Origin of the sequence: Chryseobacterium sp., assembly GCF_029240215.1 — a bacterium.
Taxonomy (GTDB): domain Bacteria; phylum Bacteroidota; class Bacteroidia; order Flavobacteriales; family Weeksellaceae; genus Chryseobacterium.
On sequence record NZ_JARBTK010000012.1, the window covers coordinates 23,987 to 45,981 of the forward strand.

At 34.5% G+C, this 21,995-nt stretch carries 25 protein-coding genes; 10 read left to right on the top strand and 15 right to left on the bottom strand.

Going from position 1 to position 21,995, the window contains the following annotated elements; genetic code table 11:
- Positions 1 to 62: 62 nt before the first annotated feature.
- The 3 genes from K0R77_RS16670 to panD all read right to left on the bottom strand — a co-directional run bounded on the left by K0R77_RS16670 (position 63) and on the right by panD (position 2,200).
- Positions 63 to 638 (bottom strand): TerD family protein, encoded by a 576-nt coding sequence (locus K0R77_RS16670; protein ID WP_300354985.1) that lies wholly within the window; start codon positions 636 to 638, stop codon positions 63 to 65.
- Between the two features lie 119 nt (positions 639 to 757).
- Positions 758 to 1,846, bottom strand: a complete 1,089-nt coding sequence (locus tag K0R77_RS16675; protein WP_300354988.1) for a lysylphosphatidylglycerol synthase transmembrane domain-containing protein — start codon at positions 1,844 to 1,846, stop codon at positions 758 to 760.
- A 3-nt stretch (positions 1,847 to 1,849) separates the two neighbouring features.
- The gene (gene panD / locus K0R77_RS16680; RefSeq protein ID WP_050379386.1) at positions 1,850 to 2,200 is read right to left on the bottom strand and encodes an aspartate 1-decarboxylase; all 351 of its coding nucleotides are present in this window, start codon (positions 2,198 to 2,200) and stop codon (positions 1,850 to 1,852) included.
- Between the two features lie 398 nt (positions 2,201 to 2,598).
- On the opposite strand from panD, the gene K0R77_RS16685 reads away from it, so the two are divergent.
- A complete protein-coding gene (locus K0R77_RS16685; protein ID WP_300354996.1) occupies positions 2,599 to 2,889 on the top strand; it encodes an HU family DNA-binding protein in 291 nt (96 codons plus the stop codon).
- Between the two features lie 85 nt (positions 2,890 to 2,974).
- Here K0R77_RS16685 and pdxH read toward each other — a convergent pair whose 3' ends face one another.
- Positions 2,975 to 3,616 (bottom strand): pyridoxamine 5'-phosphate oxidase, encoded by a 642-nt coding sequence (gene pdxH / locus K0R77_RS16690; protein ID WP_300354999.1) that lies wholly within the window; start codon positions 3,614 to 3,616, stop codon positions 2,975 to 2,977.
- A gap of 24 nt (positions 3,617 to 3,640) precedes the next feature.
- Here pdxH and K0R77_RS16695 point away from each other — a divergent pair, with 24 nt between their 5' ends.
- Positions 3,641 to 4,189 (top strand): YqgE/AlgH family protein, encoded by a 549-nt coding sequence (locus K0R77_RS16695; protein ID WP_300355002.1) that lies wholly within the window; start codon positions 3,641 to 3,643, stop codon positions 4,187 to 4,189.
- A gap of 106 nt (positions 4,190 to 4,295) precedes the next feature.
- Complete coding sequence (locus K0R77_RS16700) at positions 4,296 to 4,877, top strand: N-acetylmuramoyl-L-alanine amidase (protein ID WP_300355005.1); 582 nt, start codon at positions 4,296 to 4,298, stop codon at positions 4,875 to 4,877.
- 78 nt (positions 4,878 to 4,955) lie between these two features.
- On the opposite strand, the gene K0R77_RS16705 is transcribed toward K0R77_RS16700, so the two are convergent.
- The 3 genes from K0R77_RS16705 to K0R77_RS16715 form a co-directional block, all read right to left on the bottom strand.
- A complete protein-coding gene (locus tag K0R77_RS16705; protein ID WP_300355008.1) occupies positions 4,956 to 5,771 on the bottom strand; it encodes an aminotransferase class IV in 816 nt (271 codons plus the stop codon).
- A gap of 79 nt (positions 5,772 to 5,850) precedes the next feature.
- Positions 5,851 to 6,237: an START-like domain-containing protein gene (locus K0R77_RS16710; RefSeq protein WP_300355011.1), complete on the bottom strand. Its 387-nt coding sequence runs from the start codon at positions 6,235 to 6,237 to the stop codon at positions 5,851 to 5,853.
- A 192-nt stretch (positions 6,238 to 6,429) separates the two neighbouring features.
- On the bottom strand, positions 6,430 to 7,605 hold the full coding sequence (locus tag K0R77_RS16715; protein ID WP_300355016.1) for an aspartate aminotransferase family protein: 1,176 nt from the start codon (positions 7,603 to 7,605) through the stop codon (positions 6,430 to 6,432).
- Between the two features lie 206 nt (positions 7,606 to 7,811).
- Between K0R77_RS16715 and K0R77_RS16720 the strand changes: the two genes are divergently transcribed.
- The 3 genes from K0R77_RS16720 (at position 7,812) to K0R77_RS16730 (ending at position 12,579) form a co-directional block, all read left to right on the top strand.
- Positions 7,812 to 8,777, top strand: coding sequence for a T9SS type A sorting domain-containing protein (locus K0R77_RS16720; protein ID WP_300355019.1), 966 nt, complete (start codon positions 7,812 to 7,814; stop codon positions 8,775 to 8,777).
- A 107-nt stretch (positions 8,778 to 8,884) separates the two neighbouring features.
- A complete protein-coding gene (locus K0R77_RS16725; RefSeq protein ID WP_300355022.1) occupies positions 8,885 to 9,571 on the top strand; it encodes a hypothetical protein in 687 nt (228 codons plus the stop codon).
- A gap of 155 nt (positions 9,572 to 9,726) precedes the next feature.
- The gene (locus K0R77_RS16730; protein WP_300355025.1) at positions 9,727 to 12,579 is read left to right on the top strand and encodes a pitrilysin family protein; all 2,853 of its coding nucleotides are present in this window, start codon (positions 9,727 to 9,729) and stop codon (positions 12,577 to 12,579) included.
- 95 nt (positions 12,580 to 12,674) lie between these two features.
- Here the strand turns inward: K0R77_RS16730 and K0R77_RS16735 are convergent, their stop codons facing one another.
- On the bottom strand, positions 12,675 to 13,259 hold the full coding sequence (locus K0R77_RS16735) for a DUF3109 family protein (protein ID WP_300355027.1): 585 nt from the start codon (positions 13,257 to 13,259) through the stop codon (positions 12,675 to 12,677).
- Between the two features lie 11 nt (positions 13,260 to 13,270).
- The gene (locus K0R77_RS16740; protein ID WP_300355029.1) at positions 13,271 to 14,176 is read right to left on the bottom strand and encodes a DUF6427 family protein; all 906 of its coding nucleotides are present in this window, start codon (positions 14,174 to 14,176) and stop codon (positions 13,271 to 13,273) included.
- 42 nt (positions 14,177 to 14,218) lie between these two features.
- Here K0R77_RS16740 and K0R77_RS16745 point away from each other — a divergent pair, with 42 nt between their 5' ends.
- Positions 14,219 to 14,452 carry a hypothetical protein gene (locus tag K0R77_RS16745; RefSeq protein ID WP_300355032.1) on the top strand — a complete coding sequence of 78 codons (234 nt, stop codon included), beginning with the start codon at positions 14,219 to 14,221 and terminating at the stop codon, positions 14,450 to 14,452.
- 71 nt (positions 14,453 to 14,523) lie between these two features.
- On the opposite strand, the gene K0R77_RS16750 is transcribed toward K0R77_RS16745, so the two are convergent.
- The 6 genes from K0R77_RS16750 to K0R77_RS16775 form a co-directional block, all read right to left on the bottom strand.
- The gene (locus tag K0R77_RS16750) at positions 14,524 to 14,961 is read right to left on the bottom strand and encodes a universal stress protein (protein ID WP_300355035.1); all 438 of its coding nucleotides are present in this window, start codon (positions 14,959 to 14,961) and stop codon (positions 14,524 to 14,526) included.
- 63 nt (positions 14,962 to 15,024) lie between these two features.
- The gene (locus K0R77_RS16755) at positions 15,025 to 15,630 is read right to left on the bottom strand and encodes a fumarylacetoacetate hydrolase family protein (RefSeq protein ID WP_300355039.1); all 606 of its coding nucleotides are present in this window, start codon (positions 15,628 to 15,630) and stop codon (positions 15,025 to 15,027) included.
- A gap of 7 nt (positions 15,631 to 15,637) precedes the next feature.
- On the bottom strand, positions 15,638 to 16,207 hold the full coding sequence (locus K0R77_RS16760; RefSeq protein WP_300355042.1) for a hypothetical protein: 570 nt from the start codon (positions 16,205 to 16,207) through the stop codon (positions 15,638 to 15,640).
- Positions 16,208 to 16,212: 5 nt separating this feature from the next.
- A complete protein-coding gene (locus K0R77_RS16765) occupies positions 16,213 to 16,614 on the bottom strand; it encodes a DUF2007 domain-containing protein (protein ID WP_300355045.1) in 402 nt (133 codons plus the stop codon).
- 3 nt (positions 16,615 to 16,617) lie between these two features.
- Positions 16,618 to 17,382, bottom strand: coding sequence for a 3'-5' exonuclease (locus K0R77_RS16770; RefSeq protein WP_300355047.1), 765 nt, complete (start codon positions 17,380 to 17,382; stop codon positions 16,618 to 16,620).
- Between the two features lie 89 nt (positions 17,383 to 17,471).
- Complete coding sequence (locus tag K0R77_RS16775; RefSeq protein WP_300355051.1) at positions 17,472 to 18,215, bottom strand: CDP-alcohol phosphatidyltransferase family protein; 744 nt, start codon at positions 18,213 to 18,215, stop codon at positions 17,472 to 17,474.
- Between the two features lie 164 nt (positions 18,216 to 18,379).
- Between K0R77_RS16775 and K0R77_RS16780 the strand changes: the two genes are divergently transcribed.
- From K0R77_RS16780 to K0R77_RS16790, 3 genes are all read left to right on the top strand, one after another.
- Positions 18,380 to 20,308: an LTA synthase family protein gene (locus K0R77_RS16780; protein WP_300355053.1), complete on the top strand. Its 1,929-nt coding sequence runs from the start codon at positions 18,380 to 18,382 to the stop codon at positions 20,306 to 20,308.
- Between the two features lie 150 nt (positions 20,309 to 20,458).
- On the top strand, positions 20,459 to 20,878 hold the full coding sequence (locus K0R77_RS16785; protein ID WP_300355056.1) for a DUF2147 domain-containing protein: 420 nt from the start codon (positions 20,459 to 20,461) through the stop codon (positions 20,876 to 20,878).
- A gap of 109 nt (positions 20,879 to 20,987) precedes the next feature.
- Positions 20,988 to 21,971, top strand: coding sequence for a pyruvate dehydrogenase complex E1 component subunit beta (locus K0R77_RS16790; RefSeq protein ID WP_300355059.1), 984 nt, complete (start codon positions 20,988 to 20,990; stop codon positions 21,969 to 21,971).
- Positions 21,972 to 21,995: the final 24 nt, after the last annotated feature.

Genomic DNA, 21,995 nt, shown 5'->3' on the forward strand with positions numbered 1-21,995 from the left:
TTAAACAAGATTAAAATACTGAATCCTAAACTAAAAAAGTATGCTTCAACATACTTTTTTAGTTATTTAATAATCTCTCCTTTATAATATTTCTCTAAAAAGAAACCCAAATCAGCACGATAGCCAATTCCCGAAGCTTCAAATTTCCAATTGCTGTTCTTTTTGTATAATCTTCCGAATTCAATTCCTGTTTCTATAGAAAAATCTTCGTCAAGTTCATATTTTGCAATCTCCTGATTATTATTCTGATCAACAATTCTGATGTATGAATTTCTCACCTGTCCAAAATTTTGTCTTCTTCGTTCAAAATCTTCAATCGTTACGACGAAAAGAATTTCCTCAACTCTGGAATCCACTTTTTCAAGATCAATCATGATCGCTTCATCATCATCTCCGTCGCTGTTTTTACCGCTCGGATCATCGCCTGTATGTGTTAAAGCGCCTTCAGGAGAACTCAGATTGTTATAAAAGACAAAATAATCTTCGCTTACAAGCTTTCTATGAGCATCAATCATAATCGCAGAAGCATCGAGATCAAAATCGTAACCCGTTCCTTCATTGGGATCCCAACCAAGACCTATCGTCATTTTTGTAAGCCCGATATCGATTCGCTGTCCTTTCTGTAAGTTAATTGCCATATTTTTGTACTTTAAGTCTAAGATAGTTTTGATTTGCCAAATTTCCAAATAATCAGATTAAAAAACATTAAAAAGCCCGATCAAAAAAGACCAGGCCGTGTATTTTGTTGAAATTTATTTTAAACAGATTTAAAATCAGTCTCTGCAGCAAGTTTGTTTCTTGCCTTTGCCAACATCGGAATTGACAATAATCCTGTTGTCAGCATAATCACAATTTGTAAAGGAAGAGAGATAAATGAATACGTTAATCCCATTTCACCCCCAAATTCTGCACTTTTTCCCATTGAGATAAACAATGCCATAAAACCATATTTCATTGCCAGATTAAAAGCTCCGATGCCTCCACTTGCAGGAACGATCATTCCTAAAGTACCGACAACGATAATGAAAAATCCGTCAGCAATAGTAAAATCTGAAGTTTCAGGTAATGCAAAACACACAAGATAAGCAGCCATGTAATAGCAAATCCAGATTCCTAGTGTGTACAGAATGAACTTTACTTTTTTTTCCAGTTTTGAAATTGAAGCGATTCCCTCCCAAATTCCTTTTCCGAATTGAATAAGCTGAACCCTTTTAAATTTAATCAAATAGAAAATTACACCGACAATCAAAAGTAAGACTAAAACTTTCACTATCAAATAAAAAGAATCAAAATCGCTAATTCCTAGTGACATTAAAAATTCCTCAAATCCATTTGGAATATGTTCTTCCTTACTTATTTTCTTTTTAGTAGTAACGTAATCGTAAAATGACACAATAGCATCAAATTTAAAAATAACCGTCAGTACAAGAAACCCCATCATACAGATAAGATCAATGACTCGTTCTAAAATAATCGTTCCAACCGACTTACTAACTGGCACTTTTTCAACACCATACAAAGCTGTTGCCCGTGCAACCTCGCCACTTCGGGGAATCGTTAAATTCATCAAATACCCGAAAGAGATTGTCCAGAATGCATTGGAGGTTGAAATACTGTGTCCCATCGGTTCCAGCAATAAATTCCAGCGAACTGCTCTGAACCAATATGCTAAAACACCAAATACAGCGGCAAACAAAACCCACATATAATTGGCTTTTGATAAGGATTTTTGCACCACGTCAAAATCAAAACCTCTGAGAGCGAGCCACAGAAAAAATCCTGCAAACGCCAGTGAAATGACAATGGTAAGAACAGATTTTAAAGGATTGGTCGATTTTTTTTCCATGAATCAGGTAAGAAGGTTAGTTTTCTCGTCCGGGAAAACGATTTTCGGCTGAAAATCTTTGGCTTCTTCAGGAGTCATTTGTGCATAAGCAATGATGATAATGATGTCATCTCTCTGCACTTTTCTTGCAGCGGGACCATTCAGACATACTTCTCCTGATTTTCTTTTACCTTTGATTACATAAGTATCAAAGCGCTCTCCGTTGTTTACATTAACGATATAAACTCTCTCTCCTACAACCAAACCTGCTGCTTCGATAAGTTCTTCGTCAATGGTTATACTTCCTATATAATTAAGGTCAGAAGCGGTCACTCTTACCCTGTGAATCTTAGATTTAAATACTTCTATTAACATAATGCAAATTTATTAATAATATTTAATAAAATGATGGTAAAGTGAATTTTAGAACTTCCACAAAAACAAGCGTTTAATTCTGAACAAAATAATATATTTTGTATCCGATTACATATTTTACAAAGAAATCTATAAAACACTCAAAACTAAGCATGGAATTTAGGATTTAATAAATATAAAAATTAATATCTTTTTTTTTGGAAAGCCAATAAGCATAAGCAGTTGGCATGATTTTAGTATCTCGAAACGTGGATTTTTAGTGAAATCTTAAATTATGATATTTTGATTTTTTTCAAGTTAAAACAAAAAATAATCACAAGTTTTTAGAAAAAATTTGCACAATTTGAAAATTGTTTTATATTTGCTACAATTACTAACTAACTTTTAATATAAAAATTATGAACAAGTCTGAATTAATCGACGCAATTGCGAAAGATGCAGGAATTACTAAAGTTGCAGCAAAAGCTGCTTTGGAATCTTTCATTTCTAACGTTTCTACAACTCTAAAACAAAAAGACGGAAAAGTGTCTTTAGTAGGATTCGGTACATTTTCTGTATCTGAGAGAGCTGCAAGACAAGGAATCAACCCTGCAACTAAGAAGCCAATCAAAATTGCTGCTAAGAAAGTAGCTAAATTTAAAGCTGGTGCTGATTTAGCAACTGCAGTTTCAGGTGTTAAGAAAAAATAATCAACCTGATCATAAAAATGCAAACCTCATCTTTCGATGAGGTTTTTTTATTGTTGTTTTGGGTGGTCAGCCACCAAATATAATATTACGGTGCCAATCTGGAAATTTCCCAGTCGATATCTTTCAGTGAATAAATAATCCTGTCGTGCAATCTATTGGGTCTTCCCTGCCAAAACTCTATTTCGTAAGGTTTTGCAATATATCCTCCCCAATTTTCGGGTCTCGGAACTTCAGAATTTTCAAACTGAGTTTCCAGTTCTTTTAATTTCACTTCCAAGAATTCTCTGTTCGGAATAACCTTACTTTGTGGCGAAACAGCTGCTCCAAGCTGACTTCCTTTCGGTCTGGAATGAAAATATCCGTCACTTAAATTTTTAGCAATTTTTTCTAAATCTGCTTTAATAATAATCTGTCTTTCTAAACCTAGCCAGAAAAAATGAAGACAGGCTTTATGCGTTTTTTCAATAGCTTTTCCTTTTCTGCTGTCGTAATTAGTATAAAAAATAAAACCTTCGTATGTGTATTCTTTAAGCAAAACCATTCTTGTTCTCGGGCAGCCGTCATCTTCCAGAGTAGAAATTGCCATCGCATTTGCCTCAGAAACCGTCGGATTTGATGACGCATCCAAAAACCAATCTCTAAACTGCTCGATCGGATTCTCTTTAATCTCACTTTCAATAAGTTGAGATTTTCCGTAGACTTTTCTTTTATCATGAAGGTTTTCCATAAATAATTTTTATTAAATTTGAGTATGAATTACTCATACAAAGGTAAAATATTAATTTCCACGCCTGATATTTCCGGAGATATTTTTTCCAGATCAGTAGTCCTTATCATAGAACATGACGAGAATGGCGCTTTTGGTTTGATCCTGAATAAGAAAAATTCTAAGATGAGTGGCAGATTCAAAAACTTCTTTGATTTTAAAATAGAAGTTTATGATGGAGGACCTGTAGAAAACGAAAAAGTCTTTTTTATCATTAAAGGAAAGAAAGTTTCAGAAATATACACGGAGATTAACCCTGAATTTTATGTAACTGAAGATATCGAAACAGTGATCAACTCGGTTCTGAGTAAAGAAATCGGCATTGATGATGTTAAGATATTCTCCGGATATTCCGGGTGGGGAGCGTTGCAGCTAGATAATGAGATCAACCGCAAAATGTGGACGGTTGTGGATGTTTACAATCTCGATTACACCCTCCCAAATGACCAGACTTTATGGAAATCTATCATGCAAAACCTTGGAGGAGAATATCTTTTATGGGCAAACGCACCGGAAGATATTTCATTAAACTAGTCATTACTTCACAAAGAAGCGATTTACATTTAACAAACTTTAAGTATCCATTACATAATTTTTAACATACTTTTCACGTTCTTTGATAAATTAAAAAAACAAAACTATGAACGTTAAAAAATTACTTATTGTCCCTCTTTTTGCCGTTGCATTTTTATCTTTTAAACCAATCGATAAAAAAATCATAGTCATTGATGCCGGACATGGAGGAAATGATATGGGAGCAATCTATGACGGTGTTTCTGAAAAGCAAATTGTTCTTGATATTGCTTCAAAAATAAAACAACACAATCAAGATCTGGATGATTATGAAATAGTTCTCACAAGAGATTCTGATGCCTACGCAACCTTAGCCGACAGAACTGCAATGATAAATAAGCTGAATCCTGAAATGGTGATTTCTCTTCATATCAATAGAAGTCCTGCAAAAGAATCAGCAATAAAAGGTCATGAGATCTTTACTCAAAATACTGAAGCTTCTAAATCTTTGGCTGAGAAAATTTCAAAAAAATTCGGTGAATGTAAGATCGAAGAGAAAAACCTTCATATATTAAGAGAGTCAAAATCTCCTGCCGTGTTGGTAGAATTAGGATTTATCAATAATACAGAAGATAGAAAATATCTGATTAGTGAAACAGGGCAAAAAGAAGTTGCTAAAAAATTTATCGAGATTATTACCGAAAAATAAAGTGAAAATACACTTTTCTGATTGTATCAGAATAAAACCCGGTAAAGGACGTGAATGTTGTTTACCGGGTTTGTCAATTTAGTTTGAAAAACTATTCTTCCATCCTTCTACCAATTCTAAAAATCTGGAGTTTTCAAATGTTTTATTTCTAATTTTTTTCACAGAAAAAATTCCTTTTTCGTCAGAGATCATTAATATTTCTTCGGCTTTTTGAGATTCAAAAGCAATAATCTCATGTTCCTGAATATCAGCAAGATTATTTTTATGAAGGAATGTTACAAAGTTTTCGAGCAGCGGAGAAATGTAAGCTCCTTCCGAATGCTTGGGAACTTTAATTACTTTTCCTTCCAGAAACAATAGATTTCCTGAAGTAGAACGTGCAATTCTTTTATTTGGATTTAAAAGAATAACATCATCCAGATCGTTTTCCTCCGCATAAATTCCTGCATAAATATTTTCGGGACAATGTACTCTGATATTACTTAAAAGATTATTGTTGACGTTGATTTCTTTAATTAAATCAAGCTCCAAAAGCCTATCATTAACTGCCAAAACATCATCCATCTCATTTACTTCAAAGAAATAGGAAATAGTAGATTTTGACAATATCGCACCGTCAGAATTTCTGTACACCAGAAAATTAATGATTCCGTTTTTTATTTCTTTTTCCTGAATTACTTTTTCATTAAAAAGATTCTGAAAAAATTCTAAAGTATAGGTCAAAGGAATATTCATCCTCATTTTTCTCATAGATGCCATCAGGAAGAAATAGCATTCTTCATCCATGATGAGATGAGAATTTCTTACAAAAAATGAAACTTTCACAGCATCTCCCAAAAGAAACGCTCTGTTTTTCAACTCGAGCTCTTCTGAAGTAAAATATGTATTATCCAAAGTATGATTGTTTATAAAAAAATAATGAACGATAAATCGTTCATCAGTTTTACCATTAAGTCGGTCTGCTTATAAATTATTAAGCAGCACCTAATTTTATTCTAAGGTTTTCGATCAGATTTTCCCAGTACAAAGCATTTTCTTCTTCGTCACCTTCTTCACAAAAATCTGTAATATTAAGAGCAAGATCTTCTGTAATATCATCGATTGTGATGGTCATTTCAAAGAAGTTTTTGGTACCTTCATCTTCTTCCCATCTGAAACGCACGAAACTTTCAGGCTTATATCTGATCAAAGTCGCTTTTTCTTCAGAACCTCCACCCCAACTAAAATAGAAATCGTCACCTTTCTCTATTACATCATCTGCAAACCATTCGGATAATCCCTCAGCACTAGCCAAATATTCATACAAAATCTCTGAAAGACAGTGCATTGGGAATTCGTAATGGACTTTATGTTTCGCCATATAACTTATTTTTAACGTCACGCAATATATAAATTAATTTTTTTATTACACAAAAAAGTAAATAGATTTTTATGCATTATGAATGATATTTATCAGAAAAATAAATTTAAATTTTTCCGTTTGGGTTTTTGTTTTTAATTTTATGGTATATCATAAAAAAACCTCTTCGATAAAGAGGTTTTTCAGTTTACTTTAGTTTTCATTCAATACATCAAGAATGATTTTACATCCTTCTTCAATTTCATCTTTAGAAATAGTGAGTGGTGGTGAAATTCTCAGATATTCATTTCTGTATAATTGCCAGAAGACAACCAAACCCTTCTCCATGCATCTTTTTGCAACATCCAGTGTATAATCCGGGGTTCCAAGATTTACAGCAAGCATTAAACCTTTTCCGTTGATATTTTTAATTTTCGGGTGGATTAAAATTTTTCTGAACAGTTCTTCTTTTTCAGACACTTCATTCATCAATCCGCTTTCCAAAACTTCTTTTAAAGTAGCGTGAGATGCGGCTGCAATCAAAGGATTTCCTCCGAAAGTCGTTATATGTCCCAACTTTGGTGAATGCGAAAGAGTTTCCATGATTTTCTTTGAACTCATAAAAGCCCCCACAGGAACTCCGCCACCCATTCCTTTGCCCATTACTAAAATATCAGGAACGATTCCGAAGTGTTCGAAAGAAAACAATTTCCCTGTTCTTCCAAAGCCTGGCTGGATTTCATCTAAAATTAAAAGAGCACCAACTTCTTCACATCTCTTTTTAAGTTTAATCAGATAATCATCATCAGGAACTAAAAACCCTGCTGCCCCCTGAATGGTCTCAAGAATAACACAGGCAGTTCTTTCTGTTATTTTCTCGAAATCATTTTCATTATTAAGTTCAATAAAGGAAACCATCGGCAACAACGGACGAAATTCTCTTTTGTGATATTCATTTCCTGAGACACTCAACGCTCCGTGTGTGTTCCCATGATAAGAATTTTTAAAAGAAACGATTTCTTCTCTTCCGGTGTATCTTTTGGCTAATTTTAAACTTCCGTCGATAGCTTCTGCTCCACTGTTTACCAAATAGGTAATTTCTAAAGGATCAGGAGTCGCTTCAGCTAATAATCTACATAGCTCAACTGGTTTCTCCTGAGCATATTCTCCGTAAACCATCACATGAAGATATTTATCTGCCTGTTCTTTGATGGCATTAATAATTTTGGGATGAGAATGACCTAAAGTATTGGCAGAAACTCCCGCAACAAAATCAAGATATTTTCTACCGCCTTTCCCGAAAATATAACTTCCCTCTGCTTTCTCTACTTCAAAACCTGCGGCAAACTGCGTAGTTTGTGCCTGATATTTAAAAAAATCTTTTTGCATTTTTATGGATGAAAAATTTATGGCAAAGCTAAAAAAGATAAGTCAGATGGTGAAATTTAATTATAATGAATAGCAAGACTCCCTTCGTTGTACATGGAACTTTGTTGATATTTTTTGCCTGGTATTTGCCAAAAAACTATGTCGAGAATATAAATATTATTATATAAAATATTATTGTATCTTTATGATAATCAAAAACATACCACATGAAAGCAAATCTATTTTTTACAGAATTCAAAAAAGAGAAAATTCAAATCTTTTTCGAAACAAAGAAGAGAAGCACGGTTGCTGTGTTTTTATTCAGCTTAATTTTGATGTTTATCAATCCTGTTGTATTAAGAGCGCAGACCTCAAAGGTAGTACCCGAAAACAATACGAGCGGAACTTTTTTAGGTCCACTTGTGAATTCTGCAAGGACGTATCAAATGATCATTGATGATTCTCAGCTCACCACATTAGCAGGAAAATATCTTACTTCTATTTCGTTCAGACTTTCGAGTACTGCAACTGTTGTGTGGCCTTCTGCGGATACAACTTATCCAAGCTATCAGGTTTTCCTGAGTAATGGGGTAAACCCGGCAGACAGGCAACTCAATTTTGCTGCAAACATCGTGGGTACACAAACGCAGGTAAGATCAGGCAGTATGATGATTCCTACCGGCGCATTTACGATAGGAGGTGATCCCAATGCTTTCACTTATAATATAACATTTGACACACCTTATTTATATACAGGAGGAAATAATCTTGTAATAGAAATACGCCACACAGGCAGTAATGGCTCGAGTACGGGTACCCATTCTATGACAACCACTACCACAGGATATGGAACTTTAGTAAGTGGATGCTGGCAAAGTACAGGAAACGTATTACAGGCAAATTTCTCTTATGTAAAGATCAGTTCTCTTGATAATCTGGGCGTAAAATCTGTAGAAATAGACGGAGGATTGTCTGTTTATCCTAACCCTGTAAAAGACTACCTATATATAAAATTAGCAAAAGATGTATCAGAATTCCATATTTTTAATATGGTAGGTCAAAAGGTATATTCTGAAAAGAATAATTCAAAAACACCACAGCTGAACGTATCAAACTTATCAAAAGGAAGTTACATTTTACAGATGATCGATAAAAACGGAAATGCAGGTACAGCAAGATTTTTCAAAGAATAGCAAAATTCATAATCATAAAGTACAGGAGTTTTTTTATATAATGTAAAACAGGATAATTCCATATTACACAATATCCTTATATTTACATCTTAAAAAGATATTTACATATGAAAAAGATAATTCTTCCGTTTTTCTGCGCAATAGTTTTTTCTACACCGGCAATGGCGCAAAAAACATCTACGGCTACCATAAAATCTGAAGCTGCTACATCTCAGATCACTCCAAAACAGGTGATTGACAACTATCTTACCGCTCTTGGAGGTAAGGCAAAGCTGGAATCTGTAAAGTCTGCCATCATTGAAAACGTGATCAATGCTCAAGGAATGGATATTAATTCCACCACCAAAAAAATGGGAAACAAATTCAAATCTGTGCAGACTGTAATGGGACAGGAAATGACTCAGGTTTTCGATGGTGAAAAAGGATACAGGAGCCAGATGGGGAACAAAAGTGATATCCCTGCAGAGCAGATTGCTGAGCTTAAAAACAGCAAAACAATTGATGCATTAGGATATGATGCTTCAAAGTTTCAGGCTGTAACAGTTGAGAAAATAGACGGTAAAGATTACAATGTATTGTCTTCAGAAAAAGGAAAATTTTATTTTGATGCAGCCACAGGATTGCTTTACAAAGCAGGATCTCCTCAAGGTGATGCTATCATGAAAAGCTATATGACTGTAGACGGAATCAAATTCCCTGAGTTGATTGAAGCTGAAGGCGGCGGACAAAAAGTGAGCATCAGAACCACAAAAGTCACTTTGAACTCTGGAGTAAGTGACGCTGATTTCAAATAAAATATAAAAATTTCAACACACATAAGACCAGGAAAATTCCTGGTCTTTTTTAATATCAAAATTTTAACGCAATTTTAACTAAAATATGACAACTGAAATTTCTTGCAATTGTGAATAATGCATATTTTTATCCGCAAAATTTAAATTTCAACTGTATGAAAAAAATTCTATTGTCATTAGGTGTTGTCTTTTTGACCTCAGCCAGTGGATTCGCACAGAATATCCCGATGGATGCTTCTGTAAAAACAGGTACTCTTCCTAATGGCATGAAGTACTACATCAAAAAAAACACTCTACCGGAAAAAAAGGTAGATTTCCGTCTGGCAATCAACGCAGGATCTATTCTTGAAGATGAAAACCAAAGAGGTCTTGCCCACTTTATGGAGCACATGAACTTCAACGGAACCAAAAATTTTCCGGATAACAAGCTGGTAGACTTTCTACAATCAATCGGGGTAAAATTCGGGCAGCACCTTAACGCTTACACAAGCTTTGACGAAACGGTTTACATGCTTCCGGTTCCTTTGGATAAGCCTGGTAACCTTGATGCAGGTCTTAAAGTAATGGAAGACTGGGCGTTTAATGCAACTCTTACCGATGAACAGATCAATAAAGAAAGAGGCGTTGTTTTAGAAGAATTAAGATTGGGATTAGGTGCAGACAAAAGAATGTCTGATAAATATTTACCTAAACTTTTACACAAATCTCAATATGCTAACAGACTTCCTATCGGTAAAAAAGAAGTTCTTGAAAACTTCAAGCCTGACGTAATCAGACAATTCCACAAAGACTGGTACAGACCCGATCTGATGGCAATTGTGGTGGTGGGAGACATCAACGTCGATGAGGTTGAGAAAAAAATTAAAGATAATTTTAGCAAATATAAAAACCCTTCTAAGCCAAGAGAAAGAAAAACTTTTGATTTACCCAATCACCAGGAAACTCTTGTAGCAATAGAGACTGACCCTGATGCTACGAGCTCTATGGTTCAGTTTATCATGAAAGATTCGGATGCTTATACTCCGGATGTTACGGTAGAGCAATACAATCAGAGCCTTATTGAGAACGTGGCAACTACGATGCTGAATAACAGATTGAGAGAATTGGTGAATTCAAACAATCCGCCATTTACATTCGGATCTGTGTATCACGGAGGAACCTATGCAAGAACCAAAGAAGCATTCCAGGGTTTTGCAATGGTGAAAGAAGGAAACCAGCTGAGCGCACTGAATGTGCTTTTGGAAGAAACCGAAAGAGCAAAAAGATTTGGTTTTACCCAAGGCGAATTAGACAGAGCCAAAGCTCAAATCATGTCTAATATGGAAAGATCGTACAACAACCGCGACAAGACAGAAAGCGATATGTTGGTAGACGAATATGTCAGAAACTTCCTTGAAAAGGAACCAATGCCGGGAATAGCATGGGAATATGAAGATACCAAGAAGTTTTTACCATCGGTAACATTGGCTCAGACGAATGATGTCATTAAGAAAATGGTAAAAGAAGACAGCCGTGTTATCGCTATTACAGGTCCTAAAAAAGACAACGTAACGATGCCTACAGAAGCAATGGTTCTGAAGACTTTCGATAATGTAAAAATGGCTGATCTTAAACCTTACGAAGAAAAAGCAACAATCAAAAATTTAGTAAAACCTTTCAAATCTGAAGGTAAAATTGCTAAAACTGAAACTGATGCTAAACTGGGTACAACAACATGGACTTTAGGAAACGGTGCAAAAGTAACATTCAAAAAGACCGACTTCAAAGATGATGAAATTGTTTTCGCAGGAAGAAGTCTGGGTGGAAACTCAATCATTCCTGATGCTGATTACAATAAAACTCAGTTTGCATATCAGGCGTTATCTGAAGCAGGTGTAAACGGTTTTTCAAAAGCTGATCTCACCAATTATTTGGCAGGAAAACAAGTAAGTGTCAACCCGTCAATCGGTACTTTAACGGAAGGAGTTTCAGGAAGAACCAGTCAGAAAGACCTCCCAACTGCGATGGAGTTAATTTATTCTTATTTCACAGGATTAAATTACAGCCCGGAAGCATTCAACGCATATAAAACAAAGCAGTCTGCAATGCTTGACAATATGCTTTCAAATCCTCAGTTCTATTTCTCCAGTGAGCATGCTAAATTCTTAAATCAGAAAAACCCAAGATTCATAGGTATTATCCCTATGGAAAAAGACTGGGCAGCGACCGATTATAAAAAGGCATATGGTATTTATAAAGAAAAGTTTGCCAATGCAGGTAATTTCCACTTCTACTTTGTAGGAAATATTGATGAGGCTACATTTAAAAATGAAGTTTTACAATATATTGCAAGCCTTCCTTCAACCGGAAAAGAAACGAAATACAAAGATACAGGTTACAGACAGGTAATGGGTGACTATACCAAGGTTTACAAAAAAGGAAAAGATCCTAAAAGTATGGTACAGATCGTGTACACGGGAGAAGCACCTTATAACGAGAAAGATGCCCTTGCTTTGGAAGCTTTAGGTGAAGTTGCAACCATTAAAGTAATTGAAAAACTGAGAGAAGATGAGAGCGGAATTTATGGTGGCGGAGCACGAGGTTATATGGGTAAAGTACCTTACAACAGTTATTCATTCAGCATCAGCTTCCCTTGTGGCCCTGAAAATGCAGACAAACTGACGAAAAGTGCTATCGCAGAACTTCAGAAATTAATTGATAAAGGTCCGGATCAGAAAGATCTTGATAAATACAAAGAAGGCGAATACAATGACGACAAAACCAATATGAAAGACAATATGTATTGGATGAATGCATTGACTAAAAACCAGCTGGATGGAAGCGACAAGTACGAAATCTTAAACTATCAGGATAAAGTGAAAGCTCTGACTGTAAAAGACCTTCAGGATGTTGCTAAAAAGTATCTGACTAAAAACAGAATTGTTGCCACTCTTATGCCGGAAGACGGCTGGGAAAGCGCACCAAAAAAAGCTGAAACTACAACGGTAAAAGCAACTGTAGCAAAATAATTCAATAATCTTAGTCGATTAAATAAAAACCACCGCAGAAAATTTTCTGCGGTGGTTTTGTTTTATATAAAATGTATAGCTTTCAACTAATCAAACTAGCTTCCATACTCCTTTTTCCACTCCTCAGCAACTTCACTCAGAGTAGAATAAAATTCTTCACCATATTTTCTGGTCAGAGGTGTTTTCAGGAACTTATAGACAGGAACCTGAAGTTCTTTGCCCAAAGTACAGGCATCGTTACAGATTGGCCATTCATGGTAGTTTAAAGCTGAGAAAGTAGAATATTCTGTAACTCTTATTGGGTATAAATGACAAGAGATTGGTTTTTGCCAGTCTACAGCTCCATCTTCGTATGCTTTTTCGATTCCGCATTTGGTGATTCCACGTTCGTCAAAAGTTACATAGGCACATTCTGCATCTTCAATCATTGGTGTTACATACATTCCGTCGGTTGGGTCAGTCGTCCATGTCCCCTGCTCTTCCAAAGCTTTTATTCCGGCTGTGGTAAGGTAAGGTTTTATTTTATCGAAAATATTGTCTAAAATCACAAGCTCGTCTTTATCTAACGGAGCACCAACATCACCTTCCACACAACATGCACCTTTACATTTGGTAAGGTTGCAAACAAATTCCTCAGAGAAAATATCTTCAGAAATTAATTTATCGTCTATTTGAATCATAATCTTTTTTTTTAAAATAAATTGAAATGGGTTCCGGCTTTAAAACCGATCAGACAGGCAATGATCAGCCACAAACTTACTTCCTGCATCCAGTATTTCGGTAAAAACCTCAGCATTCTGCTCAGAATAATTGTTGCCGGAAATGCCAGTAGCAGTAAATATTCATAATTACTGTTCATGTACATCACAATACTTACTACCTGTGCAAACGAGAAAACAAGAAGGAAAGTATATTTGTACCTGCTCACGGGACTTTTTTTATTATAGTGTTTAAAATGGTCATAGATGGCATATATCAGCATCAGCACAATAGGAATCAAAGGCAGAAGCTCTTTATATTCTGTAATAAATCTCATTTTTCCGAACGGCAGATAATCAACATTCCAGTCATTGAAGTTCATAAAAAACATCAGCGAAAAATAACTTAATGCTATTAAAGACATTCCCAGAATAAATCTGAAAATATTAAGACCAATTCTTTCTGAAGTAACGATCAGGTGAATCAGTACAAAGAAAATCATTGGCCATGTTGTTGGCAAGAAAATAAAATTTAAGGCTAAAATAGATCCTACCAAAACATAGGATTTTTTCCTGAGATCTTCATCTGTACTGGTGAGAAGAAGCAAAAGAAACGAATTGGTAAGCAATGCAACAGCAACTCCGATGTCAAGTCTGCCGGGATAAAGACCGAAAATAAAAAATGTGTATAAAAATAACGGTAGATGCGTCTGGTAATTCAGCGCAATGGTGTTGAAACAAAAATATCCAAGCGCAATCCCCAAAAATGTAATGACTGCAATAATTGCTTCGTACGTATTGAAATTCAGTATATTAAATATAATTACTACTAAAAGAAGAAAACCAATATAAACAGGAATTGAAAAAATATTGCTTTCTTTTGAAAGTAATCTAAACATTTTTTATAAATTTGTGCAAAGTTAATTTAAAAAAGGAAAATAATGACGTCTTTCTTTCTATTCTTAAGTGATGTTTTCAAATGGTCTTTTGGTTTTTTCACAACCTTTGGAAACGTACTCAACTGGATTTTATTCCTTGTTTGTTGCGTACTATTTACATATTGGTGCTATGTCTTGGTGGTAACACTTGGAGGAGACAAAGACAAAGAATATTATTCTCCGACTGAGGGCAAACACCCTTATTACGATCCTACGATCTACAAAAAAGAAGGTTAATTAATTGGTTATATAGTAAAAAGACCGGTCAATTTATTTGATCGGTCTTTTTTATGTTTGCTTTTTTAATATTAATCATGAATCGGAAGCACCAATACGGGAATCTTGGAACTTTTCGTAATTCCTTTCGTCAGACTTCCCACAAAAACATCATAAATTCCGCTTCTGCCATGTGATCCCATCACGATGAAATCTGCATTTTTTGTGTCTGCATATTCCAGAATGATGTCTTTTGCAATCCCTTGCTTCAAAAGGTGTTCGCAGTCAATATCATGAGCGAGAATTCTTTGATTGATTTTATTGAGGAGTACCAATTCTTCTCTGATTTCGTTTTCTTCAATTTCCGGGAAATATTGATAACCCATATCTCCGATCGCAAAACCTATATCGGCAGGTGCAACGTGGATTAGATTGATCTTTCCGTTGACCTTCTTTGCAAATTCTATAGCTCCGTCTACAAGCTGGTCTGTTTTATCGCCAAAATCTACAGGCAGTACTATATTTATCATATTTTTATATTTTAATTTGTCTTTTAAAGGTACGAAAAATTAGAAATACTGAATGTTAAAAACTTATAATATTCTGATGTCTAAATCTTTTTTCTCCTCAAGATAAGCTTCCAGAACATCATTTTCAGAAACCTTTCCAACACCTTCCGGAGTTCCCGTAAAGATCAAATCTCCCACCCTCAATGTGAAATACTGTGAAACAAAAGCGATAATATCATCAATTTTGAAGATCATGTCTTTTGTATTTCCTTGCTGTACTTTTTCTTTATTTTTAAGAAGTGAAAACTGCAGATTTTCAAGGTCATAATTTTCTTTTTTAAAGAAATTTCCAACTACGGCAGAACCATCAAAACCCTTTGCCAATTCCCAAGGTAAGCCTTTAGATTTCAAATCGCTCTGAAGATCTCTTGCGGTAAAATCAATACCCAAACCGATCTCATCATAATGTTTATTAGCTGTTTCTTTCCGAATATATTTTCCGCCTTTAGAAATTTTCACTACAACTTCAAGTTCGTAATGCACATCATTGGAAAATTCCGGAATATAAAAATCATTTCCTTTCAAAACCGCCGTGTCCGGTTTCATGAAAATTACAGGTTTGTCAGGAATTGCATTTCCCAGTTCCTTTGCGTGCTCGCTGTAATTTCTTCCTATGCAGATTATTTTCATAATTTATTTAATTTACAATTCCCTTAAAATAGCCTTCTCCTTCTTCAAAATATTTTTCAGGACCATATCTTTTCTGAACTTTCAGTTGTGTATATCCAAAAATGCTGTCTCCTTTTTTATATGAATCTTTATCAAGAATCACTTTACTGTCAATGATTTTATAATATTCCTCATTCATAAAATCAAAAGGTCTATGATTATCGGTATAGTGATAAGACGAGATTTTGTATCGGTTATTTATAATATTTATACTGTAACCTCCGCCGCTGAATCCATCTCCTTTCAAAAGTTTTATTTCTAAAGAAAAATTATTATTACTAATATTAGAACTATAAGACTCGGTTGAGAGACTGTCAATTTTTGTTCGGAAGTTATTGGTTTTAATTTCTTCACTGTCTCCACCGTCAATATATTGCTGTTTTTGATGATTAAAATCCTTGAATAGTATCTTTTTACTCAGATGATTGTCAATCTCAACTTTATTCCAAATTAAAAAATATTTTCCTAAGCTAAAAATGATTCCGAGAATTACGGCAACAAGTAAGAATTTCCCGATTTTTTTTATTTTTTCAATCATATAGACTACTCGTGAGTAAACTCATTCTCACAATAATAACACACAAATTTATGGCTGCTCAAAAGTGAAATTCCAAAGAAACTCGTTGAGCTGTCGTCTCTGTAAATATGGTTGGAGCCACATTTCGGGCAGACAAAATCAAATTTTGGATCTGCTACAGTATGTTCTACCTCCAAAGAAAATTTATTGTTTTCGTGGTAATCGGTCAGAATCTTTTCGGCGTTCTCAAAGTCATCTTCAAAAACCTGTAATTGAATTCCGCCAACTGCTTGTGAAAGCAACCAATCTGATTGTATAAGCTGCTCGTTGGCAATGAAGCTCTGAATGTCGTTTTCAGCTAAGATCTGTTTATCTCTGTTCGCTTCGAGAGCTGTTTCGTAAAATTTGAACTTAACCAAATCACTCATAATTTAAAATCTGCTTGATAACTGTATTTTTGTGAAGACTTTCTTCGTGTACAACGGAAAATCAGCATTCTGCAACCATCCGTAATAGCCAAGATCCTTTTTGAAAACATCTTTCACACCTTGACCTTTATATTTTCCGAAGTTGAAAACTTCTATATTTTTATCATTAAACCCGATAAATCCTGCCAAATCAGCATTTTTATTGTGGAAGCTAAATTCGCTCAATGCATTGATATCTTTTGGAACATCATCATATTTTCCAACCTGTGCGTCTAAAACTTCAAAAGTAGCCAAAACATCAGCTTCAGCCGAGTGCGCATTTTCTAAAGTTTTTCCACAGTAAAAGTTGTACGCCGCACCTAGATTTCGAGGTTCCATTTTGTGATAAATCGTTTGCGCATCAACTAATTTAAATTTACTCAAATCAAAATCGAAATCTGCACGAAGCAATTCTTCCGCTAATAACGGAACATCAAATCGGTTAGAATTAAAACCACCCAAATCTGCGCCAGAAATCATTTCAACAATTTTCGGAGCGATTTCTCTGAATGTTGGAGCATCTTTCACATCTTCATCATAAATCCCGTGAATCTCACTCGATTGCAGCGGAATAGGCATTTCGGGATTTACTTTCCAGGTTTTGCTTTCTCTCGAAGAATCCGGATTTACTTTTAGAATACAGATCTCAACAATTCTGTCTTTTCCCACGTTGGTTCCTGTAGTTTCAAGATCAAAGATACAAAGCGGTTTATACAGTTTTAAGTTCATTTTTAAGGAGTTATAAAGTTGTAAATTATGAGCAATGAGTTGTAAGAATTGGTTTTATTAACTAATAATTGATAACTCAAAATTCATAACTATTTAAGTTGTTTTTGAAAGATAAGTGAAATAAAGATATAATATAAAATCACAATTGGAATTCCGACAATTTTAAATATAATTAAGATAAGAATTGAGCCAATTAATAAAGCCAGCTTAGGATAATTATCCTGAAGTTTCATTGATTTAAACTTCATTGCAATCATTTTGATTGGTGAAATTAAAAGCCATGAAGAAATTGCTGTTAAAAGTAACCAAAATTCAGCGCCTAGATTTATACTTATGTGTAATGTTCCGAATTGATTTTCAGGTTTTGAAAATATTTCGGTTTGAAGAACATAGTAAATCCCAAAAATTAAAATAGTATTAGAAGGCGTATTCAAACCTTTAAAATAATATTTCTGATCTTCGTCTAAGTTAAATATCGCCAGTCTTAAACAAGAAAATAATGTAATGAAAAAACCAAGATATTTAATCTCAAAAGGAAGATGCATACCGAAAAAATCATTTCCGAAAGGTTCAAGCATTTTAAACATTGCCAAACCGGGAATCAATCCGAAACTTACCATATCTGCCAAAGAATCAAGCTGAGTTCCCAGATTGGAGTTAGCTTTTAAAGCTCTCGCTACAAATCCGTCAAAAAAATCTAAAACCAGAGATAGAATAATACAGATCGCAGTCGTTTGATAATCGCCTAAAATCAGGTGTACAGCCCCGACGCAGCCTGAAAATAAATTTCCGAGTGTGATGGCATTTGCCAGATTGTTTTTAATGAAATTCATAAAAGCAAAATTACATTTTTTAAAAATTTTAACCTTAATTAATATGTACTAAAAATTACAATACTATGAATTTAACTTAAATTTGCAGCTTGAAAACCGCCGTGATTATAAACTTCATCTCAATCGGGCGGTCATATTTTGACCTTTAAAAGCGTGATATAAAAATGAATTTTTTTAAAGAATTTAGAAGACAAGAAGTCCTGATTTTATTCTACAGGATTTTTTTGGCCTTTGTTTTTTACCAGTTTGCCAGATTTCTGTTCTGGTTTTTCAATAAGGATTTAATAAAAGTTGACAGTGTTTCAGATTATTTCAGTCTTGCTTATCACGGAATTGCGTTTGACACGACTGCAATTTTGTATGTCAATTCGTTATTTATACTTTTAAGTTTAATTCCAATCATCATAAACACCAAAAAAGTTTACCAAAAAATTCTTTTCTGGCTGTATTTTATCACCAACGGAATTGCTTATTCAATGAATTTCGGGGATTTTATTTATTATAAATTTTCTCAGACAAGACTGACTTCTGCTGCTTTTCAGGTGGCAAAACATGAAACAAATATTTTAAAAGTTTTCGCAGTTTCTACGAAAGAACATCCGTTTGTGATCTTTTGGTTTGTTGTTTTGATGGCTCTTTGGGTTTTTCTTTATAAAAAAATAAAAGTTACAGAAAGAAAACCTGTGAAGTTGTTTCCTTATTTTCTATGGTCTGTTCTATGCATTTGTGTGACTGCTGTTTTAGTAGTAGGAGGAATCAGAGGTGATTTTAAGCACAGTACAAGACCGATCAACCTGGTTGATGCCAATAAGTTTGTGAAAACACCTCTGCAGGGAAATATGGTTCTCAACAGCACTTTTTCGTTTTTCAGAACTTTAGGAACCAATAATTTTAAAGAGGTTCATTTTGTGGATGAGAAATTCATTGACGAAAATATTCAGCCTTATAAAATCTACGACAGACAGATGCAGGATAAACCCAATGTGGTTATTTTTATTGTAGAATCTTTCGGTAGAGAATATTCCGGTGCTTTTAATAAAAATAAAAACATTAAAGATTACGTTTCGTACACACCTTTTATAGACAGTTTAGCAAACGAAAGTCTGATTTTTCCGAATACTTTTGCCAACGGAAGACAGTCGATTCATGGGATGAGCAGCATTTTGGCAGGAATTCCGAGTTTGACGGATGCTTTTACGAGCTCGCCTTATTCCAATCAGAAAATACAGTCGATTGTTTCGGTATGTAACGAAATGGGTTATGACACATCCTTCTATCACGGTGCTCCGAATGGATCGATGGGATTTTTAGGCTTTGGAAATATTTTAGGCTTTAAACATTATTTCGGAAAAGACGAATACAACCACAATGAAGATTTTGACGGAATGTGGGCCATCTGGGATGAACCTTTTCTTCAATATTTTGCAAAAAATGTAGGGAAGCAACAACCTTTTATGGCAACTGTTTTTACTGCTTCCTCACATCATCCATTTAAAATTCCTGAAAAATATAAGGGGAAGTTTAAAAAAGGAAATGTTGAAATGCATGAGCCAATACAGTACACAGATTATTCAATTAAAAAATATTTTGAAACGGCTAAAAAGCAGCCTTGGTACAACAATACCATTTTTGTGTTCACAGGTGATCATCCCAACCAGATTTATTATCCCGAATATGAAAAAGCGATGAACCGTTTTGCTGTTCCGTTGATTTTCTATTCTCCAAATCCGAAATTTAATTTAAAAGGTGTGAATAATGAAGTTGCACAGCAGATCGATATTTACCCGACTTTGGCAGATTTGATAGGATATAATAAAAAAGTAAGAAGCTGGGGAAGAAGTTTGCTGAGCGAGAAAAAATATCCTTCACTGATCGTTAATTCTGACGGTACTTCGGAACAATTTATTATCGGAAATTACATTTATCGATTTGATGGTAAAAATATTACCGGTATTTATGACAAAAACGATCTAGGATTTGAAAATAATTTAAATGACAAAATAAAAACTCCTGAAACTGAAAAAGGAAAACTTATCGCAAAAGCATGGTATCAGGATTATATGAACAGGGTAATCAACAGAAAGCTGAATTAATTTTTTATATGTTTAATTTAAAAAATTGGTCCTTATATTGTAATATATGCGTTGGATAATAAAAATGTTTGCATGTTTAAAATTTATTTCTATTTTTAACTATTGAACAAATTTATGATCTATCAATAAAATTAAACTAAAATAAATAGTATGAAAAAATTATTAGCAACACTTGTACTTTCTTTATTCAGCGTAATGTCATTCGCACAAATCGAGGGAAAGTGGAAAACAATCGATGATGAAACAAAACAGGCAAAATCTATTGTAGAAATCTGGAAAAAGTCTGACGGTAAATATTACGGCAAAGTTTCTCAGCTATTGATCAAACCTACAAGCCCTAATTGTACAGGATGTAAAGATGACCGTAAAGGGAAACCAATCTTAGGCATGGAAATCATCAGAGGTCTGGTAAAAGACGGTGAAGAATTTACAGGCGGAACAATTACAGATCCTAAAACAGGAAAAACTTACAAATGTACCATCACAAGAACTGGTGATAAACTGAATGTAAGAGGTTATATGGGGGTTTCTCTTTTCGGGAGAAGTCAGGTTTGGCAGAAAGTTAATTAATCAGTTTAAAATAATATTAAATATAGGGCAACTCAGCAATGAGTTGTCTTTTTTATGATGTAAATAATAAATAATTACTATTTTTGTACTCTAAATTTTTCAAATAAATATGGCAGAATATACTTTTCGTGAAGTGATTGCGCAGGCAATGAGCGAGGAAATGCGTAAAGACGAATCCATTTTTCTAATGGGAGAAGAAGTTGCAGAATACAACGGTGCATACAAAGCTTCTAAAGGAATGCTGGATGAGTTTGGTGCTAAACGTGTAATCGATACCCCTATTGCAGAACTTGGTTTTACCGGTATCGCTGTGGGTGCTGCAATGAATGGTAACAGACCGATTGTAGAATATATGACGTTTAACTTTGCACTTGTCGGGATTGATCAGATCATCAACAATGCAGCAAAAATCCGTCAGATGAGTGGTGGTCAGTGGAACTGTCCGATTGTTTTCCGTGGTCCTACAGCTTCTGCAGGTCAGTTGGGAGCAACACACTCTCAGGCTTTCGAAAACTGGTTTGCAAACATACCTGGTCTTAAAGTAGTAGTTCCTTCAAACCCTTACGACGCGAAAGGATTATTAAAAACTGCAATTCAGGATAACGATCCGATAATTTTCATGGAATCTGAACAGATGTACGGAGATAAAATGGAAATTCCTGAAGAAGAATATTATTTACCAATAGGAAAAGCTGAGATCAAAAAAGAAGGTACAGATGTAACTTTGGTTTCTTTCGGAAAAATCATGAAATTGGCTATTCAGGCAGCTGAAGATATGGCTAAAGAAGGTATTTCTGTCGAAGTGATCGATTTGAGAACCGTTCGACCTTTAGATTTTGATACTGTTTTAACTTCTGTAAAGAAAACTAACAGACTGGTAATTTTGGAAGAAGCATGGCCATTTGGTTCCGTATCTTCAGAGATTACTTATATGGTACAGCAAAAAGCATTTGATTATCTGGATGCTCCAATTAAGAGAATTACAACTCCTGATGCTCCAGCACCTTATTCTGCAGCATTATTTGCAGATTGGTTCCCGAAACTTGAGAAAGTAAAAGAGGAGATTAAAAAAGCGATGTACATTAAATCATAGAAAAAAACTTCCGAAAGGAAGTTT

What these genes read in the sequence shown, in the direction of transcription:
- K0R77_RS16670 (WP_300354985.1), bottom strand. Translation starts at nt 638, where the DNA reads ATGGCAATTAACTTACAGAAAGGACAGCGAATCGATATCGGGCTTACA.
- K0R77_RS16675 (WP_300354988.1), bottom strand. Translation starts at nt 1,846, where the DNA reads ATGGAAAAAAAATCGACCAATCCTTTAAAATCTGTTCTTACCATTGTC.
- panD (WP_050379386.1), bottom strand. Translation starts at nt 2,200, where the DNA reads ATGTTAATAGAAGTATTTAAATCTAAGATTCACAGGGTAAGAGTGACC.
- K0R77_RS16685 (WP_300354996.1), top strand. Translation starts at nt 2,599, where the DNA reads ATGAACAAGTCTGAATTAATCGACGCAATTGCGAAAGATGCAGGAATT.
- pdxH (WP_300354999.1), bottom strand. Translation starts at nt 3,616, where the DNA reads ATGGAAAACCTTCATGATAAAAGAAAAGTCTACGGAAAATCTCAACTT.
- K0R77_RS16695 (WP_300355002.1), top strand. Translation starts at nt 3,641, where the DNA reads ATGAATTACTCATACAAAGGTAAAATATTAATTTCCACGCCTGATATT.
- K0R77_RS16700 (WP_300355005.1), top strand. Translation starts at nt 4,296, where the DNA reads ATGAACGTTAAAAAATTACTTATTGTCCCTCTTTTTGCCGTTGCATTT.
- K0R77_RS16710 (WP_300355011.1), bottom strand. Translation starts at nt 6,237, where the DNA reads ATGGCGAAACATAAAGTCCATTACGAATTCCCAATGCACTGTCTTTCA.
- K0R77_RS16715 (WP_300355016.1), bottom strand. Translation starts at nt 7,605, where the DNA reads ATGCAAAAAGATTTTTTTAAATATCAGGCACAAACTACGCAGTTTGCC.
- K0R77_RS16720 (WP_300355019.1), top strand. Translation starts at nt 7,812, where the DNA reads ATGAAAGCAAATCTATTTTTTACAGAATTCAAAAAAGAGAAAATTCAA.
- K0R77_RS16725 (WP_300355022.1), top strand. Translation starts at nt 8,885, where the DNA reads ATGAAAAAGATAATTCTTCCGTTTTTCTGCGCAATAGTTTTTTCTACA.
- K0R77_RS16730 (WP_300355025.1), top strand. Translation starts at nt 9,727, where the DNA reads ATGAAAAAAATTCTATTGTCATTAGGTGTTGTCTTTTTGACCTCAGCC.
- K0R77_RS16735 (WP_300355027.1), bottom strand. Translation starts at nt 13,259, where the DNA reads ATGATTCAAATAGACGATAAATTAATTTCTGAAGATATTTTCTCTGAG.
- K0R77_RS16740 (WP_300355029.1), bottom strand. Translation starts at nt 14,176, where the DNA reads ATGTTTAGATTACTTTCAAAAGAAAGCAATATTTTTTCAATTCCTGTT.
- K0R77_RS16745 (WP_300355032.1), top strand. Translation starts at nt 14,219, where the DNA reads ATGACGTCTTTCTTTCTATTCTTAAGTGATGTTTTCAAATGGTCTTTT.
- K0R77_RS16750 (WP_300355035.1), bottom strand. Translation starts at nt 14,961, where the DNA reads ATGATAAATATAGTACTGCCTGTAGATTTTGGCGATAAAACAGACCAG.
- K0R77_RS16755 (WP_300355039.1), bottom strand. Translation starts at nt 15,630, where the DNA reads ATGAAAATAATCTGCATAGGAAGAAATTACAGCGAGCACGCAAAGGAA.
- K0R77_RS16760 (WP_300355042.1), bottom strand. Translation starts at nt 16,207, where the DNA reads ATGATTGAAAAAATAAAAAAAATCGGGAAATTCTTACTTGTTGCCGTA.
- K0R77_RS16765 (WP_300355045.1), bottom strand. Translation starts at nt 16,614, where the DNA reads ATGAGTGATTTGGTTAAGTTCAAATTTTACGAAACAGCTCTCGAAGCG.
- K0R77_RS16770 (WP_300355047.1), bottom strand. Translation starts at nt 17,382, where the DNA reads ATGAACTTAAAACTGTATAAACCGCTTTGTATCTTTGATCTTGAAACT.
- K0R77_RS16775 (WP_300355051.1), bottom strand. Translation starts at nt 18,215, where the DNA reads ATGAATTTCATTAAAAACAATCTGGCAAATGCCATCACACTCGGAAAT.
- K0R77_RS16780 (WP_300355053.1), top strand. Translation starts at nt 18,380, where the DNA reads ATGAATTTTTTTAAAGAATTTAGAAGACAAGAAGTCCTGATTTTATTC.
- K0R77_RS16785 (WP_300355056.1), top strand. Translation starts at nt 20,459, where the DNA reads ATGAAAAAATTATTAGCAACACTTGTACTTTCTTTATTCAGCGTAATG.
- K0R77_RS16790 (WP_300355059.1), top strand. Translation starts at nt 20,988, where the DNA reads ATGGCAGAATATACTTTTCGTGAAGTGATTGCGCAGGCAATGAGCGAG.